At 65.3% G+C, this 17,024-nt stretch carries 17 protein-coding genes and 1 riboswitch; of the genes, 10 read left to right on the top strand and 7 right to left on the bottom strand.

Annotation, left to right across the window (positions count from 1 at the left end; genetic code table 11):
- Positions 1-128: 128 nt before the first annotated feature.
- Positions 129-641, bottom strand: a complete 513-nt coding sequence (locus ACNJYA_RS36875; protein ID WP_025033426.1) for a GcrA family cell cycle regulator — start codon at positions 639-641, stop codon at positions 129-131.
- A gap of 460 nt (positions 642-1,101) precedes the next feature.
- Here ACNJYA_RS36875 and ACNJYA_RS36870 point away from each other — a divergent pair, with 460 nt between their 5' ends.
- The 3 genes from ACNJYA_RS36870 (at position 1,102) to ACNJYA_RS36860 (ending at position 4,423) form a co-directional block, all read left to right on the top strand.
- Complete coding sequence (locus ACNJYA_RS36870) at positions 1,102-2,310, top strand: aspartate aminotransferase family protein (protein ID WP_212256064.1); 1,209 nt, start codon at positions 1,102-1,104, stop codon at positions 2,308-2,310.
- A complete protein-coding gene (gene argF / locus ACNJYA_RS36865) occupies positions 2,310-3,245 on the top strand; it encodes an ornithine carbamoyltransferase (RefSeq protein ID WP_172786118.1) in 936 nt (311 codons plus the stop codon). The genes ACNJYA_RS36870 and argF overlap by 1 nt, the downstream gene beginning before the upstream one ends.
- Before the next feature lie 170 nt (positions 3,246-3,415).
- Complete coding sequence (locus tag ACNJYA_RS36860; protein ID WP_212256066.1) at positions 3,416-4,423, top strand: Hsp33 family molecular chaperone; 1,008 nt, start codon at positions 3,416-3,418, stop codon at positions 4,421-4,423.
- 229 nt (positions 4,424-4,652) lie between these two features.
- On the opposite strand, the gene apaG is transcribed toward ACNJYA_RS36860, so the two are convergent.
- Positions 4,653-5,045 carry a Co2+/Mg2+ efflux protein ApaG gene (gene apaG, locus ACNJYA_RS36855; protein WP_024337101.1) on the bottom strand — a complete coding sequence of 131 codons (393 nt, stop codon included), beginning with the start codon at positions 5,043-5,045 and terminating at the stop codon, positions 4,653-4,655.
- 196 nt (positions 5,046-5,241) lie between these two features.
- On the opposite strand from apaG, the gene ACNJYA_RS36850 reads away from it, so the two are divergent.
- The 3 genes from ACNJYA_RS36850 to ACNJYA_RS36840 are packed head-to-tail and all read left to right on the top strand — an operon-like array spanning position 5,242 to position 8,249.
- Complete coding sequence (locus ACNJYA_RS36850) at positions 5,242-6,483, top strand: OpgC domain-containing protein (RefSeq protein ID WP_172786116.1); 1,242 nt, start codon at positions 5,242-5,244, stop codon at positions 6,481-6,483.
- On the top strand, positions 6,483-7,253 hold the full coding sequence (locus ACNJYA_RS36845; RefSeq protein WP_439401703.1) for an SGNH/GDSL hydrolase family protein: 771 nt from the start codon (positions 6,483-6,485) through the stop codon (positions 7,251-7,253). Before ACNJYA_RS36850 ends, ACNJYA_RS36845 begins: the two co-directional genes overlap by 1 nt.
- A 12-nt stretch (positions 7,254-7,265) precedes the next feature.
- Positions 7,266-8,249: an SGNH/GDSL hydrolase family protein gene (locus tag ACNJYA_RS36840; protein ID WP_172786114.1), complete on the top strand. Its 984-nt coding sequence runs from the start codon at positions 7,266-7,268 to the stop codon at positions 8,247-8,249.
- 113 nt (positions 8,250-8,362) lie between these two features.
- Here the strand turns inward: ACNJYA_RS36840 and ACNJYA_RS36835 are convergent, their stop codons facing one another.
- Positions 8,363-9,550 (bottom strand): O-succinylhomoserine sulfhydrylase, encoded by a 1,188-nt coding sequence (locus ACNJYA_RS36835; RefSeq protein WP_439401702.1) that lies wholly within the window; start codon positions 9,548-9,550, stop codon positions 8,363-8,365.
- A 74-nt stretch (positions 9,551-9,624) separates the two neighbouring features.
- Positions 9,625-9,704: riboswitch (SAM riboswitch) on the bottom strand.
- 80 nt (positions 9,705-9,784) lie between these two features.
- Here ACNJYA_RS36835 and ACNJYA_RS36830 point away from each other — a divergent pair.
- The 4 genes from ACNJYA_RS36830 to ACNJYA_RS36815 all read left to right on the top strand — a co-directional run bounded on the left by ACNJYA_RS36830 (position 9,785) and on the right by ACNJYA_RS36815 (position 14,542).
- On the top strand, positions 9,785-10,921 hold the full coding sequence (locus ACNJYA_RS36830; protein ID WP_373569513.1) for a 2'-deoxycytidine 5'-triphosphate deaminase: 1,137 nt from the start codon (positions 9,785-9,787) through the stop codon (positions 10,919-10,921).
- Positions 10,922-11,151: 230 nt separating this feature from the next.
- The gene (locus ACNJYA_RS36825; protein WP_212256071.1) at positions 11,152-11,565 is read left to right on the top strand and encodes a PAS domain-containing protein; all 414 of its coding nucleotides are present in this window, start codon (positions 11,152-11,154) and stop codon (positions 11,563-11,565) included.
- A 105-nt stretch (positions 11,566-11,670) separates the two neighbouring features.
- Entirely contained in the window at positions 11,671-12,723 is a 1,053-nt protein-coding gene (locus tag ACNJYA_RS36820; RefSeq protein ID WP_439401701.1) for a hypothetical protein, read from the top strand.
- 376 nt (positions 12,724-13,099) lie between these two features.
- A complete protein-coding gene (locus ACNJYA_RS36815) occupies positions 13,100-14,542 on the top strand; it encodes an MATE family efflux transporter (protein WP_439401700.1) in 1,443 nt (480 codons plus the stop codon).
- Here the strand turns inward: ACNJYA_RS36815 and ACNJYA_RS36810 are convergent.
- From ACNJYA_RS36810 to ACNJYA_RS36795, 4 genes are all read right to left on the bottom strand, one after another.
- Complete coding sequence (locus ACNJYA_RS36810) at positions 14,539-14,979, bottom strand: hypothetical protein (RefSeq protein WP_439401699.1); 441 nt, start codon at positions 14,977-14,979, stop codon at positions 14,539-14,541. The two genes, ACNJYA_RS36815 and ACNJYA_RS36810, sit on opposite strands and share 4 nt — an antisense overlap.
- A gap of 113 nt (positions 14,980-15,092) precedes the next feature.
- Positions 15,093-15,494 (bottom strand): SRPBCC family protein, encoded by a 402-nt coding sequence (locus ACNJYA_RS36805; RefSeq protein ID WP_439401698.1) that lies wholly within the window; start codon positions 15,492-15,494, stop codon positions 15,093-15,095.
- Between the two features lie 271 nt (positions 15,495-15,765).
- Entirely contained in the window at positions 15,766-16,125 is a 360-nt protein-coding gene (locus tag ACNJYA_RS36800) for a VOC family protein (RefSeq protein WP_172786106.1), read from the bottom strand.
- 54 nt (positions 16,126-16,179) lie between these two features.
- Positions 16,180-17,019 carry a helix-turn-helix transcriptional regulator gene (locus tag ACNJYA_RS36795; RefSeq protein ID WP_439401697.1) on the bottom strand — a complete coding sequence of 280 codons (840 nt, stop codon included), beginning with the start codon at positions 17,017-17,019 and terminating at the stop codon, positions 16,180-16,182.
- Between the last annotated feature and the right edge of the window lie 5 nt (positions 17,020-17,024).

Genomic DNA, 17,024 nt, shown 5'->3' with positions numbered 1-17,024 from the left:
AGTGACCATCTCGCGCAACGATCGCGCCCTGTGGTTATGGATCCCCGCCTTCGCGGGGATGGCACCGAGTGAGTTCAGCCGTCATCGTGTGACGGCTGCCGTATGTGCAGCCAACTAATTCCGCAAGCTCAGCGCGTGCTCGGCTTCGCCGGTGCGCGACGGCGGTCCGCTGCGGGCTGATAGGCCACGCGCGAATGCTGGGCGCAATAGGGCAGGCCCGAGAGCGCCTTGCCGCCGCAGAAGAAGAAATCCGGGCTCGATGGATCGCCGACCGGCCAGTGGCACGTCGCCTCGTTCAATTCCAGCAGCGACAGGCGCTGGCTCATCGGCACCACGTTGTCGTAGGTAACCGGCTCGGCTTCCACCTCGACCTCGAAGGCCTGCGCCAGCGCGGTGTTGCCGCGCGCAACGGGTCGCGTCACCCGCATCATGTGCTGCGCGGGCCGTGCCTTGCGCGGCCGCGGCGCTGCCGATGAAGGGCTCTTGGCGCGGCCGGACAGGCCGAGCCGGTGCACCTTGCCGATCACGGCATTGCGGGTCACATTGCCGAGCTCCGCCGCGATCTGGCTGGCCGAAAGTCCGGCCTCCCAGAGCTTCTTCAGCTGCTCGACGCGATCATCGGACCAGGTCAAAACCGTCATTGCACCCTTTCCCTCGCAGCGCGCCTGCCATCCTGGAGCCTTCGCCGCGATTGCCTAAAGCCTTGAAAAACCCGTGCCGCCAGAATCCCTTAAGGCTCGCCGGGCGCGCTCAAGACGCCCGAACGTTTACGCCGGTACATGAGGACTTTTGGGATCAGAACTGCTGCACGAGATGTCGTATCTGACAGTCCAAACGCTACAATATGGCGTGACTCCCGCGCAAGAGTCCGCCGACTCGCTTCCACATGTTCCGTGGTGAAAAACCCGCAAAATCGGCACCGCAAGACTACGGATTCAGCGTTTCGCGAGGCTTTCCGGGCGGCATTGACACCCGTCTTTCCAGGCATAAGATAGTGCCACGTGCCGCCCTTAAAAGGCGGCACGTTTCGTTTTCCGGGGCCGGTCAATGGTGCGTTGCGCAATGCGTGCCTCACACCGTCCGCAACATTCAAGTGACGTCATGACTAACAGCGCCGCGCCGCATTTGCTCCCCGTCTTCGCCAGGGCCGACCTCGGTTTCGAGCGCGGCGAAGGCTGCTGGCTGATCGCGACCAATGGTGATCGCTATCTCGATTTCACCTCGGGCGTGGCGGTGAATGCGCTCGGCCACGTTCATCCCGCGCTGGTCAAGGCGTTGCAGGAGCAGGCGACGAAGCTCTGGCACATGTCGAACCTGTTCCAGAGCCCCGATGGCGAGAAGCTCGCAAGCCGCCTCTGCAATGAGAGCTTCGCGGACTTCGTGTTCTTCTGCAATTCCGGCGCCGAGGCGCTGGAAGGTGTGGTCAAGCTCGTCCGCCATCATCACTTCTCCAAGGGCCATCCGGAGCGTTATCGCATCATCACCTTCGAAGGCGCCTTCCATGGCCGCACGCTGGCGACGCTGGCTGCGACGGGATCTGCGAAATATCTCGAGGGCTTCGGTCCGCCGATGGACGGCTTCGATCAGGTGCCGCACGGTGACCTCGACGCCGTGAAGAAGGCGATCGGCCCGCACACCGCCGGCATTCTCATCGAGCCGATCCAGGGCGAGGGTGGCGTTCGTGCTGCGCCTCCCGCCTTCCTGAAGGCGCTGCGCGAGCTCTGCAACGAGCGCGGCCTGTTGCTCGCCTTCGACGAGGTGCAGACCGGCATGGGCCGCACCGGCGAGCTCTTTGCCTACAAGCGCACCGGCGTCACACCGGACGTGATGTCGCTCGCCAAGGCGCTCGGCGGCGGCTTCCCGATCGGCGCGGTGCTGGCGACCGCGGATGCGGCCGCCGGCATGGGGCCCGGCTCGCACGGCTCCACCTTCGGCGGCAATCCGCTCGCGATCTCGGCTGCCAACGCCGTGCTCGACGTCATGCTCAAGCCCGGCTTCTTCGACCACGTGCAGAAGATGTCGCTGCTGCTCAAGCAGAAGCTCGCCTCCGTGATCGATCGTCATCCCGATGTCGTCAGCGAGGTGCGCGGCGAGGGCCTCCTGATCGGCATCAAGGCCGTGGTGCCCTCGGGCGATCTCGTCGCGGCGCTGCGCGCCGAAAAGCTGCTCACCGTCGGGGCCGGCGACAATGTCGTGCGCTTCCTGCCGCCCTTGATCGTCACCGAAGCGGAAATCGAGGACAGCGTCGGCCGGCTCGAACGCGCCTGCACGGCGATCTCCTCCAGTCAGACCAAGCGGGCGGCAAGCTGATGAGCACGACGCCCAACAAAGCTCCAAAGCACTTCCTGGACATCAACGAGCTGCCGCTGTCGGAGCTCAAGAGCATGCTCGCCGCCTCTTCCGCCATGAAGGCGAAGCAGAAGGCGCAGCAGCCGGTCAGGCCGCTCGAAGGCAAGACGCTGGCGATGATCTTCGAGCGTCCCTCCACCCGCACCCGCGTCTCGTTCGACGTCGGCATGCGCCAGCTCGGCGGCGAGGCGATCATGCTCACCGGCGCCGAGATGCAGCTCGGCCGCGGCGAGACCATCGCCGACACCGCGCGGGTGCTGTCGCGCTATGTCGACGCCATCATGATCCGCATCCTCAATCACGATGCGCTGCTGGAGCTTGCGGCCAACGCCACCGTGCCCGTCATCAACGGCCTGACCCGGCGTTCGCATCCCTGCCAGGTGATGGCCGACCTCATGACCTATGAGGAGCATCGCGGCCCGATCGAGGGCAAGACGGTGGCCTGGACCGGCGACGACAACAACGTGCTGGCGTCCTGGGCCCATGCCGCCGAGCGCTTCAAATTCCAGCTCAACGTCGCAACGCCGCCGGAGCTCGCACCGAAAAAGGTCATGCGGGACTGGATCAAGGCGACGGGCGCGCCGATCGTGCTCGGTACCGATCCCGAGGCCGCGGTGCGCGGCGCCGATTGCGTCGTCACCGACACCTGGGTGTCGATGGGCGACAAGGAGGGCGAGCACCGTCACAACGTGCTCAAGCCCTACCAGGTCAATGCCAAGCTGATGTCGCTGGCCAAGGCGGATGCATTGTTCATGCACTGCCTGCCGGCCCATCGCGGCGAGGAGGTCACGGATGAAGTGATCGACGGCCCGCAATCGGTCGTGTTCGATGAGGCCGAAAACCGCCTGCACGCGCAGAAGGGAATTCTGGCCTGGTGCTTCGACGCGGTGAAGTAGCCTTTCTGAAGCCCGGATGGAGCGCAGCGAAATCCGGGGTTCTCAGCGTGCGGAACGATCTCCCCGGATTACGCTGCGCTCCATCCCGGCTACGCGGCCCGTCGTTCTGAGGACGACGGAATGCGGCCGTTCCCCTTCCATTTCCGCCCACCGACCCCAGATAATGCGCCATGGTTTTCCAATCTCCTGACATGAATACCGGGCCTGAAGGCCCGGTTCGCGCGCCATCATCGGTTCCGGTCGATGACGCCGTGCTGCCTTACGAGGTCGACGCGCTCGACGTGCGCGGGCGCCTGGTGCGGCTTGGCCCTGCGCTCGACGACATCCTCACCAAGCACGATTATCCCGCGCCGGTCGGCAAGCTGCTCGGCGAGGCCATCGTGCTGACCACGCTGCTCGGCTCGGCGCTGAAATTCGAGGGCCGCTTCATTCTTCAGGCCCAGACCGATGGCCCGGTGTCGTTCCTGGTGGTCGACTACAAGGCCCCGGACCGTCTGCGCGCCTATGCGCGGTTTGATGCCTCGCGCTTGGGCACGGCAAAAGATTCCGGCACGCTGCTCGGTCGCGGCCATCTCGCCATGACCATCGACCAGGGCCCCGACATGAGCCGCTACCAGGGCCTGGTTGCGCTCGATGGCGGCAGCCTGGAAGATGCTGCTCATGAATATTTCCTGCGCTCCGAGCAGATCCCGACGCGTGTGCGACTCGCGGTCGGCGAGGAGTGGCGCTCGAGCGACGGCGGCAAGCATCGCTGGCGCGCCGGCGGCATGCTGATGCAGTTTCTGCCGAAGGCGCCGGAGCGCGCGCGGCAGGCGGACTTGCATCCCGGCGATGCTCCCGACGGCACCGAGGTGCACAGCGTCACCGAGGACGATGCCTGGGTCGAGGCGCGCTCGCTGATCGAAACCGTCGAAGACGTCGAGCTGATCGATCCCGAGCTCTCCGGCGAGCGGCTGCTCTACCGCCTCTTCCACGAGCGCGGCGTGCGCGTGTTCAATCCGCAGGTGCTCGAGGCGCGGTGCTCCTGCTCGCGCGATGCGGTCGCCGCGATGCTCAAGAGCTTCTCGCCCGACGACCGCGCCGCCATGGTCAAGGACGACAAGGTCGTCGTCACCTGCGAGTTCTGCTCGTCGGTGTACCAGTTCACGCCGCACGAGGCGGGCGCGGAGGACGCGTAGCGTCGCCTTCGTCATTGCGAGCGCAGCGAAGCAATCCAGAGTCTTTCCGCGGTGGCAGTCTGGATTGCTTCGCTGCGCTCGCAATGACGAGGCTGGAGAGGCTATTCGCCAAGCGCTCGGACATCGTAGGGGTTAGCGTAGCGTAACCCACCTCTTCTGGTTCTGCGGATACAAACAATGGTGGGTTACGCCTTCGGCTAACCCACCCTACGGCACCGAAGTCCGCCCCCTAGTTCAACACCCGCTTGTTGTCCGGGCTGTCGAGCGAAAACGTGGGCACGTCGATCTCGAAGCGCTCGCCGGTTTCGCTGACCATCTGGTAGCGGCCGGTCATGAAGCCGGAGGCGGTCGAAAGCGGCACGCCGGAGGTGTATTCGAAGCGCTCGCCGGGGGCGAGGATCGGCTGCTCGCCGACCACGCCCTCGCCCTTCACCTCCTGCTGGCGGCCGGAGGCATCGGTGATGATCCAGTGCCGCGTCTTGAGCTGCACGGTCTCCTCGCCCGAATTGGTGATGACGATGGTGTAGGACCAGAAGTAGCGCGAGCGGTCGGCCGACGATTGCTCCGGAACAAAGTTCGGCTCGACGGTCACTTCGATCTGGCGGGTCACGGCGCGGTACATGGCTGCCATCATACCGAAATCCGCCCCGGGAACCAAACCCCTACGGGCGGCCTTGGCGACATCGTCCCGCCAGAATTGGAGGAAAAGCACACCACCGAGGGAGACACCCTTATGTGATCCGGGCGCTTTGCGAGACGACAGCCGGACCATTACACTGCTTCAACGTCGCGATTTGCGGAACGGTTTCCAGGCCCCGATGACCATTGCCGACCGAGTGACGGGATCGACCATCGCAGGAACCGCGGGCGCCAAGCCGCGCGCCGCTGCGCCGGCCATCACGCTGCCTGCCATCGGCGAGCGCGAGCTCCGGCTCGATCTGTTCCGCGGACTCGCGCTATGGCTGATCTTCATCGACCATCTGCCGCCCAGTCTGCTGACCTGGTTCACGATCCGCAATTACGGCCTCAGCGACGCCACCGAGATCTTCATCTTCATCTCCGGCTACACCGCTGCCTTCGTCTATGGCCGGGCCATGCTGGAGAGCGGCGTTCTCATCGCCACCGCGCGCATCCTGCGCCGGGTCTGGCAGATCTACGTCGCCCACGTCTTCCTGTTCACGATCTTTCTCGCCGAGATCTCCTATGTGGCGACCAGGTTCGAGAACCCGCTCTACACCGAAGAGATGGGCATCATGGACTTCCTCAAGCAGCCCGACGTCACCATCGTGCAGGCGCTGCTGCTGCGCTTCCGTCCCGTCAACATGGACGTGCTGCCGCTCTACATCGTGCTGATGCTGGCCCTGCCTCTGATCCTGTGGTCGATGAAATGGCGGCCGGACGTCACGCTCGGGCTTTCGGTCGTGCTCTACGCGGTGACCTGGGAGTACGATCTCTATCTCTCGGCTTATCCGAACGGCTTCTGGGCCTTCAATCCCTTCGCCTGGCAATTGCTGTTCGTGTTCGGTGCATGGTGCGCGCTCGGAGGTGCGCGTCGCATGTCGCGCATCCTGGCCTCGCCCGTGACGATGTGGATCTCGATCGCCTATCTCGTCGCGGCGTTCTACGTGACGCTGACCTGGTACGTGCCGCAGCTGTCCCAGTTCATGCCGAAGCGGATCGAGCAGTGGATGTATCCGATCGACAAGACCGACCTCGACGTGCTGCGCTTCACGCATTTCCTGGCGCTGGCCGCGCTCACCGTGCGTTTCCTGCCCCGGGATTGGCCGGGCTTGAAATCGCGCTGGCTGCGACCATTGATTCTATGTGGCCAGCATTCGCTCGAGATCTTCTGCCTCGGCGTCTTCCTGGCCTTTGCCGGCCATTTCGTCCTCGCCGAAGTCTCCGGCGGGCCGGCCATGCATGCGTTGATTAGCCTCTCCGGAATCCTGATCATGTGGGGGGTTGCCTGGGTCATTTCGTGGTACAAGCGTGTGGCTGACAAGAGCGGTGCGAAAACCAAAAACGCCGTCGGCAACGCCGATCTGGCGGGAGGGGGCTGATGAAGGCGAAGGTTCTCCTGAGCCTGATCCTGCTATGCGGTAGCCTCGCCGCGCCCACGGCGCGCGCGGGCGATGCCGCGTCCCCCGTGCCTGCGGCCTGCGAATTGCCGTCCTATCTGCTGACCAGCGAAAGCCAGCTGCCCAAGGTCGCCGAGGCGGTCAAGGCCGGCAAGCCGCTCGATATCCTGGTCATCGGCAGCCGCTCGACCACGATTCCCTCCTCGGAGGGCAGCTCCTATCCGGCGCGCATGGAGGCGATCCTCAAGGAGAAGCTGCCGCCGTCCGAGGTCGTGCACGTCTCCGTAGAAATACAGAGCAAGAAGACGGCAGAGGAGACCGCGTCCAGCTTCGTTAAGCTGATGGAAGCAAAAACGCCTACTTTGGTCATCTGGCAGACCGGGACCGTGGATGCTATCCGATCCATCGATCCCGACGAATTTCGTGGCGCGGTGACCGACGGGGTTGTTGCGCTGCAAAAGGCAGGGGCTGACGTCGTCTTGATGAATTTGCAATACAGCCCGCGCACCGAGACCATGATCTCGGCGCAGCCTTTTCTCGACAATATGCGCGTCGTTGCGCAGGAGCACGACATTCCGCTGTTCGATCGTTTCGCGATCATGCGGCAGTGGAATGAGCAGGGCCAGTTCGACCTGTTCAGCCCGTCCCGCGGGCCTGAGCTGGCGAAGCAGGTCCATGATTGCCTGGGCCGGGCGTTGGCACAGTTCGTGATTGACGCTGCTCACCTGGAGCCGGCCCAGCAGCAAAATTGAGGTCTAGCGTTAATGAGTTCTCTCCGCCCTTTTTGCCTGACGTCATGGCTGGCCGTGCCCGCAGCAGCGGCGCTGTTATGGCTGACGCCCGCCTCGCATGCGCAGACGCCCGCGCAACCTGCCCCCGCACCCGCCCAGTCACCTGATCCCGCGCCCGCTGCGCCGTCCCAGACCACCGTCGCGGCGAGGTCGTCCGAGCCGCGCGGCGTCACCTCGCGCGCCATCGACAAGGTGAAGGAGGTCGCGAAGTCCGCCGCCGACATCTTCAGCCGCGTGCCTTGCCTGCCGCCGAAGGGCGGCTCCAAGGCGATGGGCTCGCTGCCGCATGTCGCGAGCAAGCTCGTCGCCGGACAGCCCGTCGTCATCGTCGCGTTCGGTTCGTCGTCGACCGCGGGCTTCGGCGCGAGCTCGCCGGAGTTCAACTACCCCAATCGCCTCGCCGCGCAGCTGCGGCGTCACTATCCGAGCGCCGACATCACGGTCGTCAATGCCGGCGTCGGCGGCGAGGATGCGCCCGAGATGATGAAGCGCCTGCAGACGCAGGTGATCGACGTGCATCCGGATCTCGTGATCTGGCAGGTCGGCACCAACGCCGTGCTGCGCAACCTCGATCCCGCCGATACGGCCAAGCTGGTCGAGGACGGCATCAGCCGCATTCAGGCCGCCGGCGGCACCGACATCGTGCTGGTCGACCCGCAATATTCGCCGGCCGTCAACCAGCGCAAGGAGAGCGCCGGCAAGATGATCAAGCTGCTCGGCAACGTCGCCGAGCTGCGCAAGGTCGGCATCTTCCCGCGCTTCGAGGTGATGCGCGACTGGCACGAGAACCAGTCGATCCCGGTCGAGAGCTTCGTCATCGCCGATGGCCTGCACATGAACGATTGGGGCTATGCCTGCTTCGCCCAGCTGCTCGGCGACGACATCATCCGCTCCGTCGGCCAGATCAAGCTCGGGGTGAACGTGCCCGCCGATGTGAGAACATATCGGCCGATGTGAGGCTCGGTGCCGTAGGGTGGGTTAGGCGAAGCCGTAACCCACCACTGTCTATCTCCGCGGATGCAGAAGAGGTGGATTACGCCTTCGGCTAATCCACCCTACGGGAACTCGCCTCACGCCTTCTCCAGCGCCGCGGTGAGATCCCCGATCAGGTCATCGGCATGCTCGAGCCCCGCCGAGAAGCGAATGAAACCCTCGCTGATGCCGAGCGCGGCGCGGTCTTCCGGCTTCAGGCGCTGATGCGTCGTGGTCGCCGGATGCGTGACGAGGCTCTTGGCGTCGCCGAGATTGTTCGAGATCTTGGCAAGCTTCAATTCGTTGAGCACGCGGAACGCCGCCGCCTTGCCGCCCTTCACCTCGAAGCCGACCAGCGTCGAGCCGCCGCGCATCTGCTTCTTCACCAGCGCCGCCTGCGGATGATCGGCGCGGCCGGGATAGACCAGCCGCGAGATCTTGGGATGGCTCGCCAGCACCTCGGCGATGCGCGCAGCCGTGTCGGTCTGCGCGCGCACGCGCACGCCGAGCGTCTCCAGGCCCTTGAGCAGGACCCAGGCATTGAACGGCGAGATCGACGGGCCGGTCTGGCGCATGAAATTGTGGATGTGCTCTGCAATGAAGGCTTCCGAGGACAGGATGATGCCGCCGAGACAGCGGCCCTGGCCGTCGATGTGCTTGGTCGCGGAGTAGACGACGACGTCGGCGCCGAGTGCGAGCGGACTCTGCCAGATCGGCGTCGCAAACACGTTGTCGACGACGAGCCGCGCGCCACCCTTGTGCGCGATCTCGGCGATTGAGGGAATGTCGAGCACATCGAGCGTCGGGTTGGTCGGGCTCTCCAGGAAGAACGTCTTGGTGTTGCGCTTCACCGCGCGCTGCCATTCATCGAGATTGGCACCGTCGACCAGCGTGGTCTCGATGCCGTAGCGCGGCAACAGGTCCTGGACGACATAGAGGCACGAGCCGAACAGCGCGCGGGAGGCGACGACGTGATCGCCGGCCTTGAGCGGTGCCAGGATCGCGGTCGTCACCGCCGCCATGCCGGTTGCCGCCGAGCGCGCGGCCTCGGCGCCTTCGAGCTCGATCATGCGGCGCTCGAACATCGCAATGGTCGGGTTGGAATAGCGCGAATAGATGAAGCCGGGATCCTCGCCTTTGAACCGCGCCTCGCACTCCTCCGCGCTGGCGTAGACATAGCCTTGCGTCAGGAACAGCGCCTCCGACGTCTCGCCATATTGCGAGCGAAGGGTGCCGGAATGGACCAGGCGGGTTTCGGGGCGGTAAGTGGCAGACGACTTCGACATAGGACCCTCTCCGATGACCGTCGAGGCGAAAACGGTCACAAAAAAACCGGCCTGGATATCTCCACGGGCCGGGATCACAGAGGTCCCCGGCCTGTTTAGCGACTTATTTAACGTGGCTGCAAGCCGGCCGGCTCAAATCACCACGGGATAAGTGATGCTCATATTCCGCAATACCCTTTCCGTCAAGGCGTCCATCGGATAGCCGTAAAAGACTTGTATTTCCGGCATGTCCGGATGCGTTTGACCCCTGATGAGGACCCCCGGTTGACGTTCACGGTCGCCGCCGACGCCAATGGTATCCTGCCCGACCGCATGATCGCGGCGATGGCGGAAGAAGGTCTCATCCTGCCCGCCTACGACTTCGTCGAGAGCCAGATCCAGCCGGCGAGCCTCGATCTGCGTCTTGGCGACATCGCCTATCGCGTCCGTGCCAGCTTCCTCCCCGGGCCCGGCGCCACGGTGGCCGAGCGCATCGACGAGTTGAAGCTGCACGAGTTCAGCCTCGCCGACGGCGCGGTGCTCGAGACCAATTGCGTCTACATCGTGCCGCTGCTCGAAAGCCTCGCGCTGCCGCCGGAGATCGTCGCTGCCGCCAATCCGAAGAGCTCGACCGGCCGGCTCGACGTCTTCACCCGCGTGATCGCCGACGGCACCCGCCGCTTCGACATGATCGGCGCCGGCTATCACGGCCCGCTCTATGCCGAGATCAGTCCGAAGACGTTTCCGGTCTTGGTGCGCGAGGGCTCGCGCCTCAGCCAGGTGCGCTTCCGCACCGGCGATGCCATCCTCAATCCCGACGAGCTCGATGCGCTGCATGCTAGCGAGCGCCTCGTCGACATCGACGATGCGGACCTGTCCGGCGGCGTTGCCGTCTCGGTCGATCTGTCGGGCGAGAAGGCGAGCGGCTTCGTCGGCTACCGCGCCAAGCGCCACACCGGCGTCGTCGACGTCGACCGCCGCGCCGGCTACGCGGTGGAGGATTTCTGGGAGCCGATCTCGGCGCGCCCCGACGGCAGCCTGATCCTCGACCCCGGCGAGTTCTACATCCTCGCCTCCAAGGAAGCGGTGCAGGTGCCGCCCGACTACGCCGCGGAGATGGTGCCGTTCGATCCCTTGGTCGGCGAATTCCGCGTGCACTATGCCGGCTTCTTCGATCCCGGCTTCGGCTATGCCGGCGCTGGGGGGCAGGGCGCCCGCGCGGTGCTCGAAGTGCGCTCGCGCGAGGTGCCGTTCATCCTCGAGCACGGCCAGATCGTCGGCCGCCTCGTCTACGAGAAGATGCTGGCGCGCCCCGACGCGATGTACGGCCAGCGCATCGGTTCCAATTACCAGGCGCAAGGCCTCAAACTATCGAAGCATTTTCGGGTGTAGCTGCACACTCTACTGTCATGCCCCGGCTTGCCGACTTCGCTGAAGCTTCGCCGGCCGAGCACCCTCTGGCCCGGCGTAGCCTAGCGGAGCCGGGACCGGGGCATCCAGTACGCCGCGGCCTATCGCTCTATGACGGACGCCTCTGGGATACTGGATCGCCCGATCAAGTCGGGCGATGACACCGAATGTGTGTCACGATGCGCAAGACCAGCTACATGCGAGGTGGCGACATGACCGATCAGTTCCAACTCGATGCAAGCATCATCAACGACGCCGCGGACGCGCTGATCTATTCCGATCGCTCCGGCACGATCACGCGCTGGAATCGCGCATCGACCGCGCTGTTCGGCTTCTCCGCCGACGAAGCGCTCGGCCAGAATCTCGATCTGATCATTCCCGAACATCTGCGCGCCGCGCACTGGAAAGCCTTCGACGCCGCGCTCGCCAGCGGCACCATGAAGCTTGCGGGCAGGCCGACGCTGACCCGCGCGCTGCACAAGAGCGGGCGCAAGCTCTACATCGAGATGACCTTCGCGCTGGTGCGGGACAGAGATGGTGCCGTGCAGGGATCGGTGGCGATGGCGCGCGACGTCACGGAGCGCGTCGAGCGCGAACGGGCGGCCAAGGCGGCGCAAAATTCGTGATGCGGAATTGACGGAACGCCGTGCAGGGAGGTCTGCACGCGGGTCATGTTGCCTGTCACTGGCCGCGGTGACACACTCGATCAAAACCATGATCGGGGAGCGAACATGACCGCCGCACCAGACCTCGCGCAGGAAGCGCAATGGAAGCGCTGGCGCGCAGTCGCAGATCTCTACCATGCCTATTTCACCGGCCTCATCCTCACCGTCGTCACGCGGCGCGGCACGGCGGATGCCGCAGAATTCGTCTTCCGTGTGTTCCGCCGCCAGCAGCAGGAGCGCTTCCTGCCGGGGCTCAAAAAGCTCGGGATCGACCATCTGCCGCCGGCGGTCGCGGCCGCGCAATACCACTATCTCTCCAACTGGATCGGCGGCGTGCACGTCGAATACATGTATGAGAGCGACAGCAAGGCCTGGATCCGCTATCCGCCGCCGCGCTGGATCTGGAAGGGCACCGCGATCTGCGGCGTGCCGGGCGAAGTCTCCCGCGCGATGCTGCGCGGCTGGCACGCCAACAACGGCGTTGCGCTCGGCGATCTCAGGCTCGGCTTCGTCTGCACCAAGCAGAGCGTCGACGGCCAGGACGGGCTCGAAGGCTATTATCATCTCTACGACCATTCGCTCGAGCTCGACCAGCGCCTGGTGTTCGCGCGGCACCTGGAAGCGCCGCTGTTCGATGCGAAGACGGCGCCGGCATTGCCGATCGCGAGCTGGCCAAGACCGCGGTTGGAAAAGGCCTATCGCAATTACGCGATGGAATATGTCCGCACCGCCGCGCCCGTGATGGTGCAACTGTTCGGCCCCGAGGATGCCGGCTATCTGCTGCACCTCACCGGCAAGCTGATCGGCATGCAATATTTCGACGAGGTTGCCGCGGCGCTGGCGATGACCCGCGGTGGCGCGCGAGAGTTCGCATCCTTCCTGAGCGCGCTGCTCGCCACGCAGGATGATGCAGCCGAGATGACACGATCGGAAGGCACCTTTGAGATCCGGCAGCAAAGCTGGAAGCTGATGGACGACGTCGCCGACACTCACCGCGCCTGCGCCAAGGTGCTGGAAGGATTGTTCGAGGGTCTCGCTGCAGGCTGCGGCCGGCATATCGGCGTGCAGATGCGCGCCGCTGCAGGCGGCCGTCCGCCATTGGTCTGGACGATTGAGTGAGCGACAGTGTCGCCGCGCTTCGCCTCTCCCCGCGTGCGGGGAGAGGCCGGAATTTGCGACAGCAAATTCCGGGTGAGGGGGAGTCTCCGCGAGTCCGGCTGTCACCGTTGTTGCGGAAGCGGCCCCTCACCCCAACCCTCTCAGCGCGAGCGAAGCTCGTCGCGGCCCCGTAAGAACGGGGAGAGGGAGAAGAGGAGAAGTGCCGTAATTCCACCGCTTGAAATGCGCTGCCGCAGGGCACGCCTGCATCAGGCGCAGGCGGAATCGGGGCTCGCCGTGCTAACAAGCCTCAGCCGCGCCTTTCGCGCGAACGAAGTCATTTGGCACACCAAGTAATTTGCCGCGCCGCAAACGGCGGCTGCGCCCGGGAGAGGACATGTCCGACATCGCCGAAATCCCGGTCGATGAGCAAGAGCGCCCGCTGCCGCCGCCTCCGCCGCCGATCAGAAGCGCGCTGACCGACGGGCCGATCCTGCGCACGCTGCTCTCGCTCGCCTGGCCGAACGTGATCGGCCTGTCGGCCGGCATCTGTGTCGTGATCGCCGAGACCTCCTATGTCGGCCGGCTCGGCGTCGAGGCGCTGGCGGCGATGGCGCTGGTGTTTCCGACGATCATTCTGACCATGACGATGTCCGGCGGCGCCATGGGCGGCGCGGTGGCGTCGGCCATCGCGCGTGCGCTCGGTGCCGGCAACCGCGAGCGCGCCGGTATCCTCGCCGTGCACGCGATGCTGATCGGCATCGGCTTCGGCCTCGTCTTCATGCTGGGCATGCTGGTCTTCGGGCCAAAACTGCTCGAGATGCTCGGCGGCCGCGGCGATGTGCTGACGCATGCGATCGCCTACACGCAGGTGTTCTTCGGCGGCGCCGTGCTGCCCTGGCTGCTCAACACCATGGCGGGGATCCTGCGCGGCACCGGCAACATGAAGCTGCCGTCGTTCCTGATCCTCAACTCCGCGGCCTGGCAGATCGTGCTCGGCGGCACGCTCGGCCTCGGGCTCGGGCCGGTGCCGCAGCTCGGCATGCGCGGCGTCGCCGCCGGCGCGCTGATCGCCTACACCATGAATATCGGCATCATGAGCTGGTACGTGTTCTCCGGCCGCGCGCGGATCACGTTGAAGCTGCGCGGCCTGCGCATCCAATGGGCGATGTTCTTCGACATCCTGAAGGTCGGCGCCATCGCCTGCTTCTCGCCGCTGCAATCAGTGCTGACGATCTCGATCTTCACCCACATGCTGGCGCAGTTCGGCACCGCGATCCTCGCCGGCTACGGCGTCGGCGCGCGGCTCGAATTCCTGTTGACCTCGATCGCGTTCTCGTTCGGCATTGCCTGCGTGCCGATGGTCGGGATGGCGATCGGCGCAGGCCGCATCGCGCGGGCCCGGCGCATCGCCTGGACCGCCAGTGTTGCCGCTTTCGTGGCGGTCGGCGCGCCGGCGTGCCTCGTTGCGATCTTTCCCGATCTCTGGGTCAACATGTTCACCGACAGCGCGGCCGTGCGCGCGGCGAGCCACCAATATCTCTCGACGGTCGGGCCGTTCTACGCTTTCTTCGGCCTTGCAACGACGATGTATTTCTCCTCGCAAGGCGCGGCCAAGGTGATCGGGCCGGTGCTGGCGCAGACGGCGCGGCTGATCTACATCGCAGGAATCGGCTGGTGGCTGTCGACCCACGGCGCCAGCGCGCAGAGCTTCTTCTGGCTCGCCGCGAGCTCGATGGTCGTGCTCGGCCTGCTGTCATGCTCCAGCGTGGTGCTGACCCGCTGGGGACCGCGCGAGACGAAGCCCGCGATCACGCCGGCGCTTTCGATTGGTGACTAGCGGCGTTTGTGGCGGCGATGGCCGCCGCCGCCGGTATTGGCGAGCCGCATCAATTGCGGGATCATCGCCATCATGTCGCCGCCGCCCATGCCGCCGATCCCGACCGGCATCGTGCCGCCGCCCATCGGCGTGTAGCCATAGTTCGGTGCACCGAATCCGCCGCCGAAACTGCCGCCGCCCATCATGCCGCCGAGCCCGCCGCCGCCGTTCTCCATCATGCGGCTCATCATCGGGCCCATGGTCTGCATCAGCATGGCGAAGCGGCGCTTGCCCATCTTCGCCTTCATCATCTCCAGCATCGGCGCCATCTGGGTCATCATGTCTTCGCCGCCGGTACCTCCGCCGCCGAGGAATTGCGCCCTTGCCGGCACGCTCGAGATCGAAAACAGCAGCAGCACCGCGGCCGCCTGGCAGATCACCTTGTCCGCACCTCTCATGGCATGCTCCTCGCGTGCGTGGCGCCGCCGGGAAAGCAGAGCCGACCGGACGCACGCGGGCATGGTTACGGCCGGCGAGGATGCGCTTCTGTGAGAAAACTCACAGTGAATGATCAGGCCGCCACGGACGGAAACGCTTTGTGCATGGCGGTCACCGCCTCCTTGGTTTGCCCCTGAACGTAAGGCGCGAGCTCGTTCGGCAGCATGTCGATGATCCAGATGAGGCGGCAGCTAGTCTCGCCCTCGGCAACGACCTGAACCGAGGCGCTGTAATGCCGCAGCCGCTCGTTGTTGATGGCATAGACGAGGCGCCGCCGCGCATCGTCGCAATCGACCAGCACCTCGCGCGCGACGGAGCCGTTGGCGAAGGTGACGATGCGCGCATCGCCGTCGAGCGTGCAGGCGGTGACGAAGCCCGGCACCAGCCGCCGATGCAGCGCACCGAAATCGCGGACCGAGTCCCAGACGTCGCGCGCGGAGGCGGGGAGGGAGATGTCATTGTGGATGGAGGCCATGGGATCAGTGTCCTTGATTTCGACAGGTCGACGCCGGAAACACCGTCATTGCGAGCGAAGCGAAGCAATCCAGAGATGTTTCCGCAGAAACAGTCTGGATTGCTTCGTCGCAAGAGCTCCTCGCAATGACGGAGCGAGTGGCTACAGTTCGTAGGGTGGGCAAAGGCGCGCTCTTCGCGCGCCGTGCCCACCATTCATCGGCATTGTCGCGAGGAGTTGGTGGGCACGCTACGCTTTGCCCACCCTACGAGATCTCGTTTGTAGCTAACGCTCACACGCAAACCGCCTCGACATTGTTGCCATCAGGGTCGATCAGGAACGCCGCGTAATATGTCGGGCTGTAATCCCTGCGCGGCCCGGCGCCGCCATTGTCACGGCCGCCGCTTCGCAGGCCCTCGCTGTGAAACGCCTTGACCGCATCATGGTCTTTGGCGCGGAAGGCGATGTGGACGCCGTCGGCCTTGCGGCCCTTGTTCAGGTGCAGCCACAGCGCCGGCTCGCCCTTCGGCCCGAATCCGGCATAGCCGTCGCCGCTCGAGCACAGGACAAAACCGAGCGGCGCCAGCACCGCGGTGTAGAAACGCGTGGCGGCGTCGAGGTCGGCAACGCGCAATCCGATGTGGTCGTACATGTTCGTCTCCATTGCAAAGCGTGACGCAAGGGCACGCGCCGGAGACGACCCTAATCAGTTGAGGGCAAGCTGCTCTTGGAGAATCTTGCGCTCGCCCTTCGAGGCCTGGCGGAACTTGGTCGGCGACACGCCGGCGGCGCGATGGAAAGTGCGGACGAAATTGGAGAGATCGCCAAAGCCGACGTCATAGGCGATGTCGGTGACGGCGATGTCGTCCTCGGTAAGCCTGCGCGCGGCGTGGCGTAGCCGCGAGCGCACGAGATATTGATGCGGGGTGACGCCGAGCACGGCCGAGAACAGCCGCAGGAAATGAAACGGGCTGAGGCCCGCCTGCTTTGCTGCCAGCTCGAGGTCGAGCTCGGCATGCGAGTTGTCGTCGATCCACAGCGCGGCCTCCACCGCGCGGCGGCGATCGCGTGCGGTGGGGGTGGCCGGCTTGCGCGCCTTGCCCGAGACGGCGTCGACAAAACGGCCGGCCAGGATCTGGCCGATCTCGTCGAGGCCGAGATCGCTGTTGCCATCTGCTGCCGTCTGAGCGAGCTCGCCCAGCACCATCAGCTCGGGCAGCGGCGGCGTCGCGCCGATCTGCCAGATCTCGCGCCGCCCCCCGAGGGCGTCGATCAGATCCGCGCTGAAGAAGAAGCCGAGGCAGACGTCGCCGAAGACGTGCTCATGCGTGCAGGTGTATTCCTCGCCGGGGGCGCCGATCAGCATCGAGCCCGCCACCAGCTCGAAGAAGCCGGCGCGGCAATGACAGCCGAAGCTGCCGGAGCGGACATAGGCGATGGAATGGCCGGTGCGGCATTCCGCAAACGGCGTATCATCCGGTCCCGCATCGCAGCGAAACTCGGAAACACCTATCGATGGCGTCGTCAGCAGCGTGGTGGCGTGCATGCCGC

The sequence above is a fragment of the Bradyrhizobium sp. BLXBL-01 genome (assembly GCF_051853025.1).
Lineage (GTDB): Bacteria > Pseudomonadota > Alphaproteobacteria > Rhizobiales > Xanthobacteraceae > Bradyrhizobium.
Note: the sequence above shows the minus strand (reverse complement) of the source record. Positions and strands in the feature narration are given on the sequence as shown.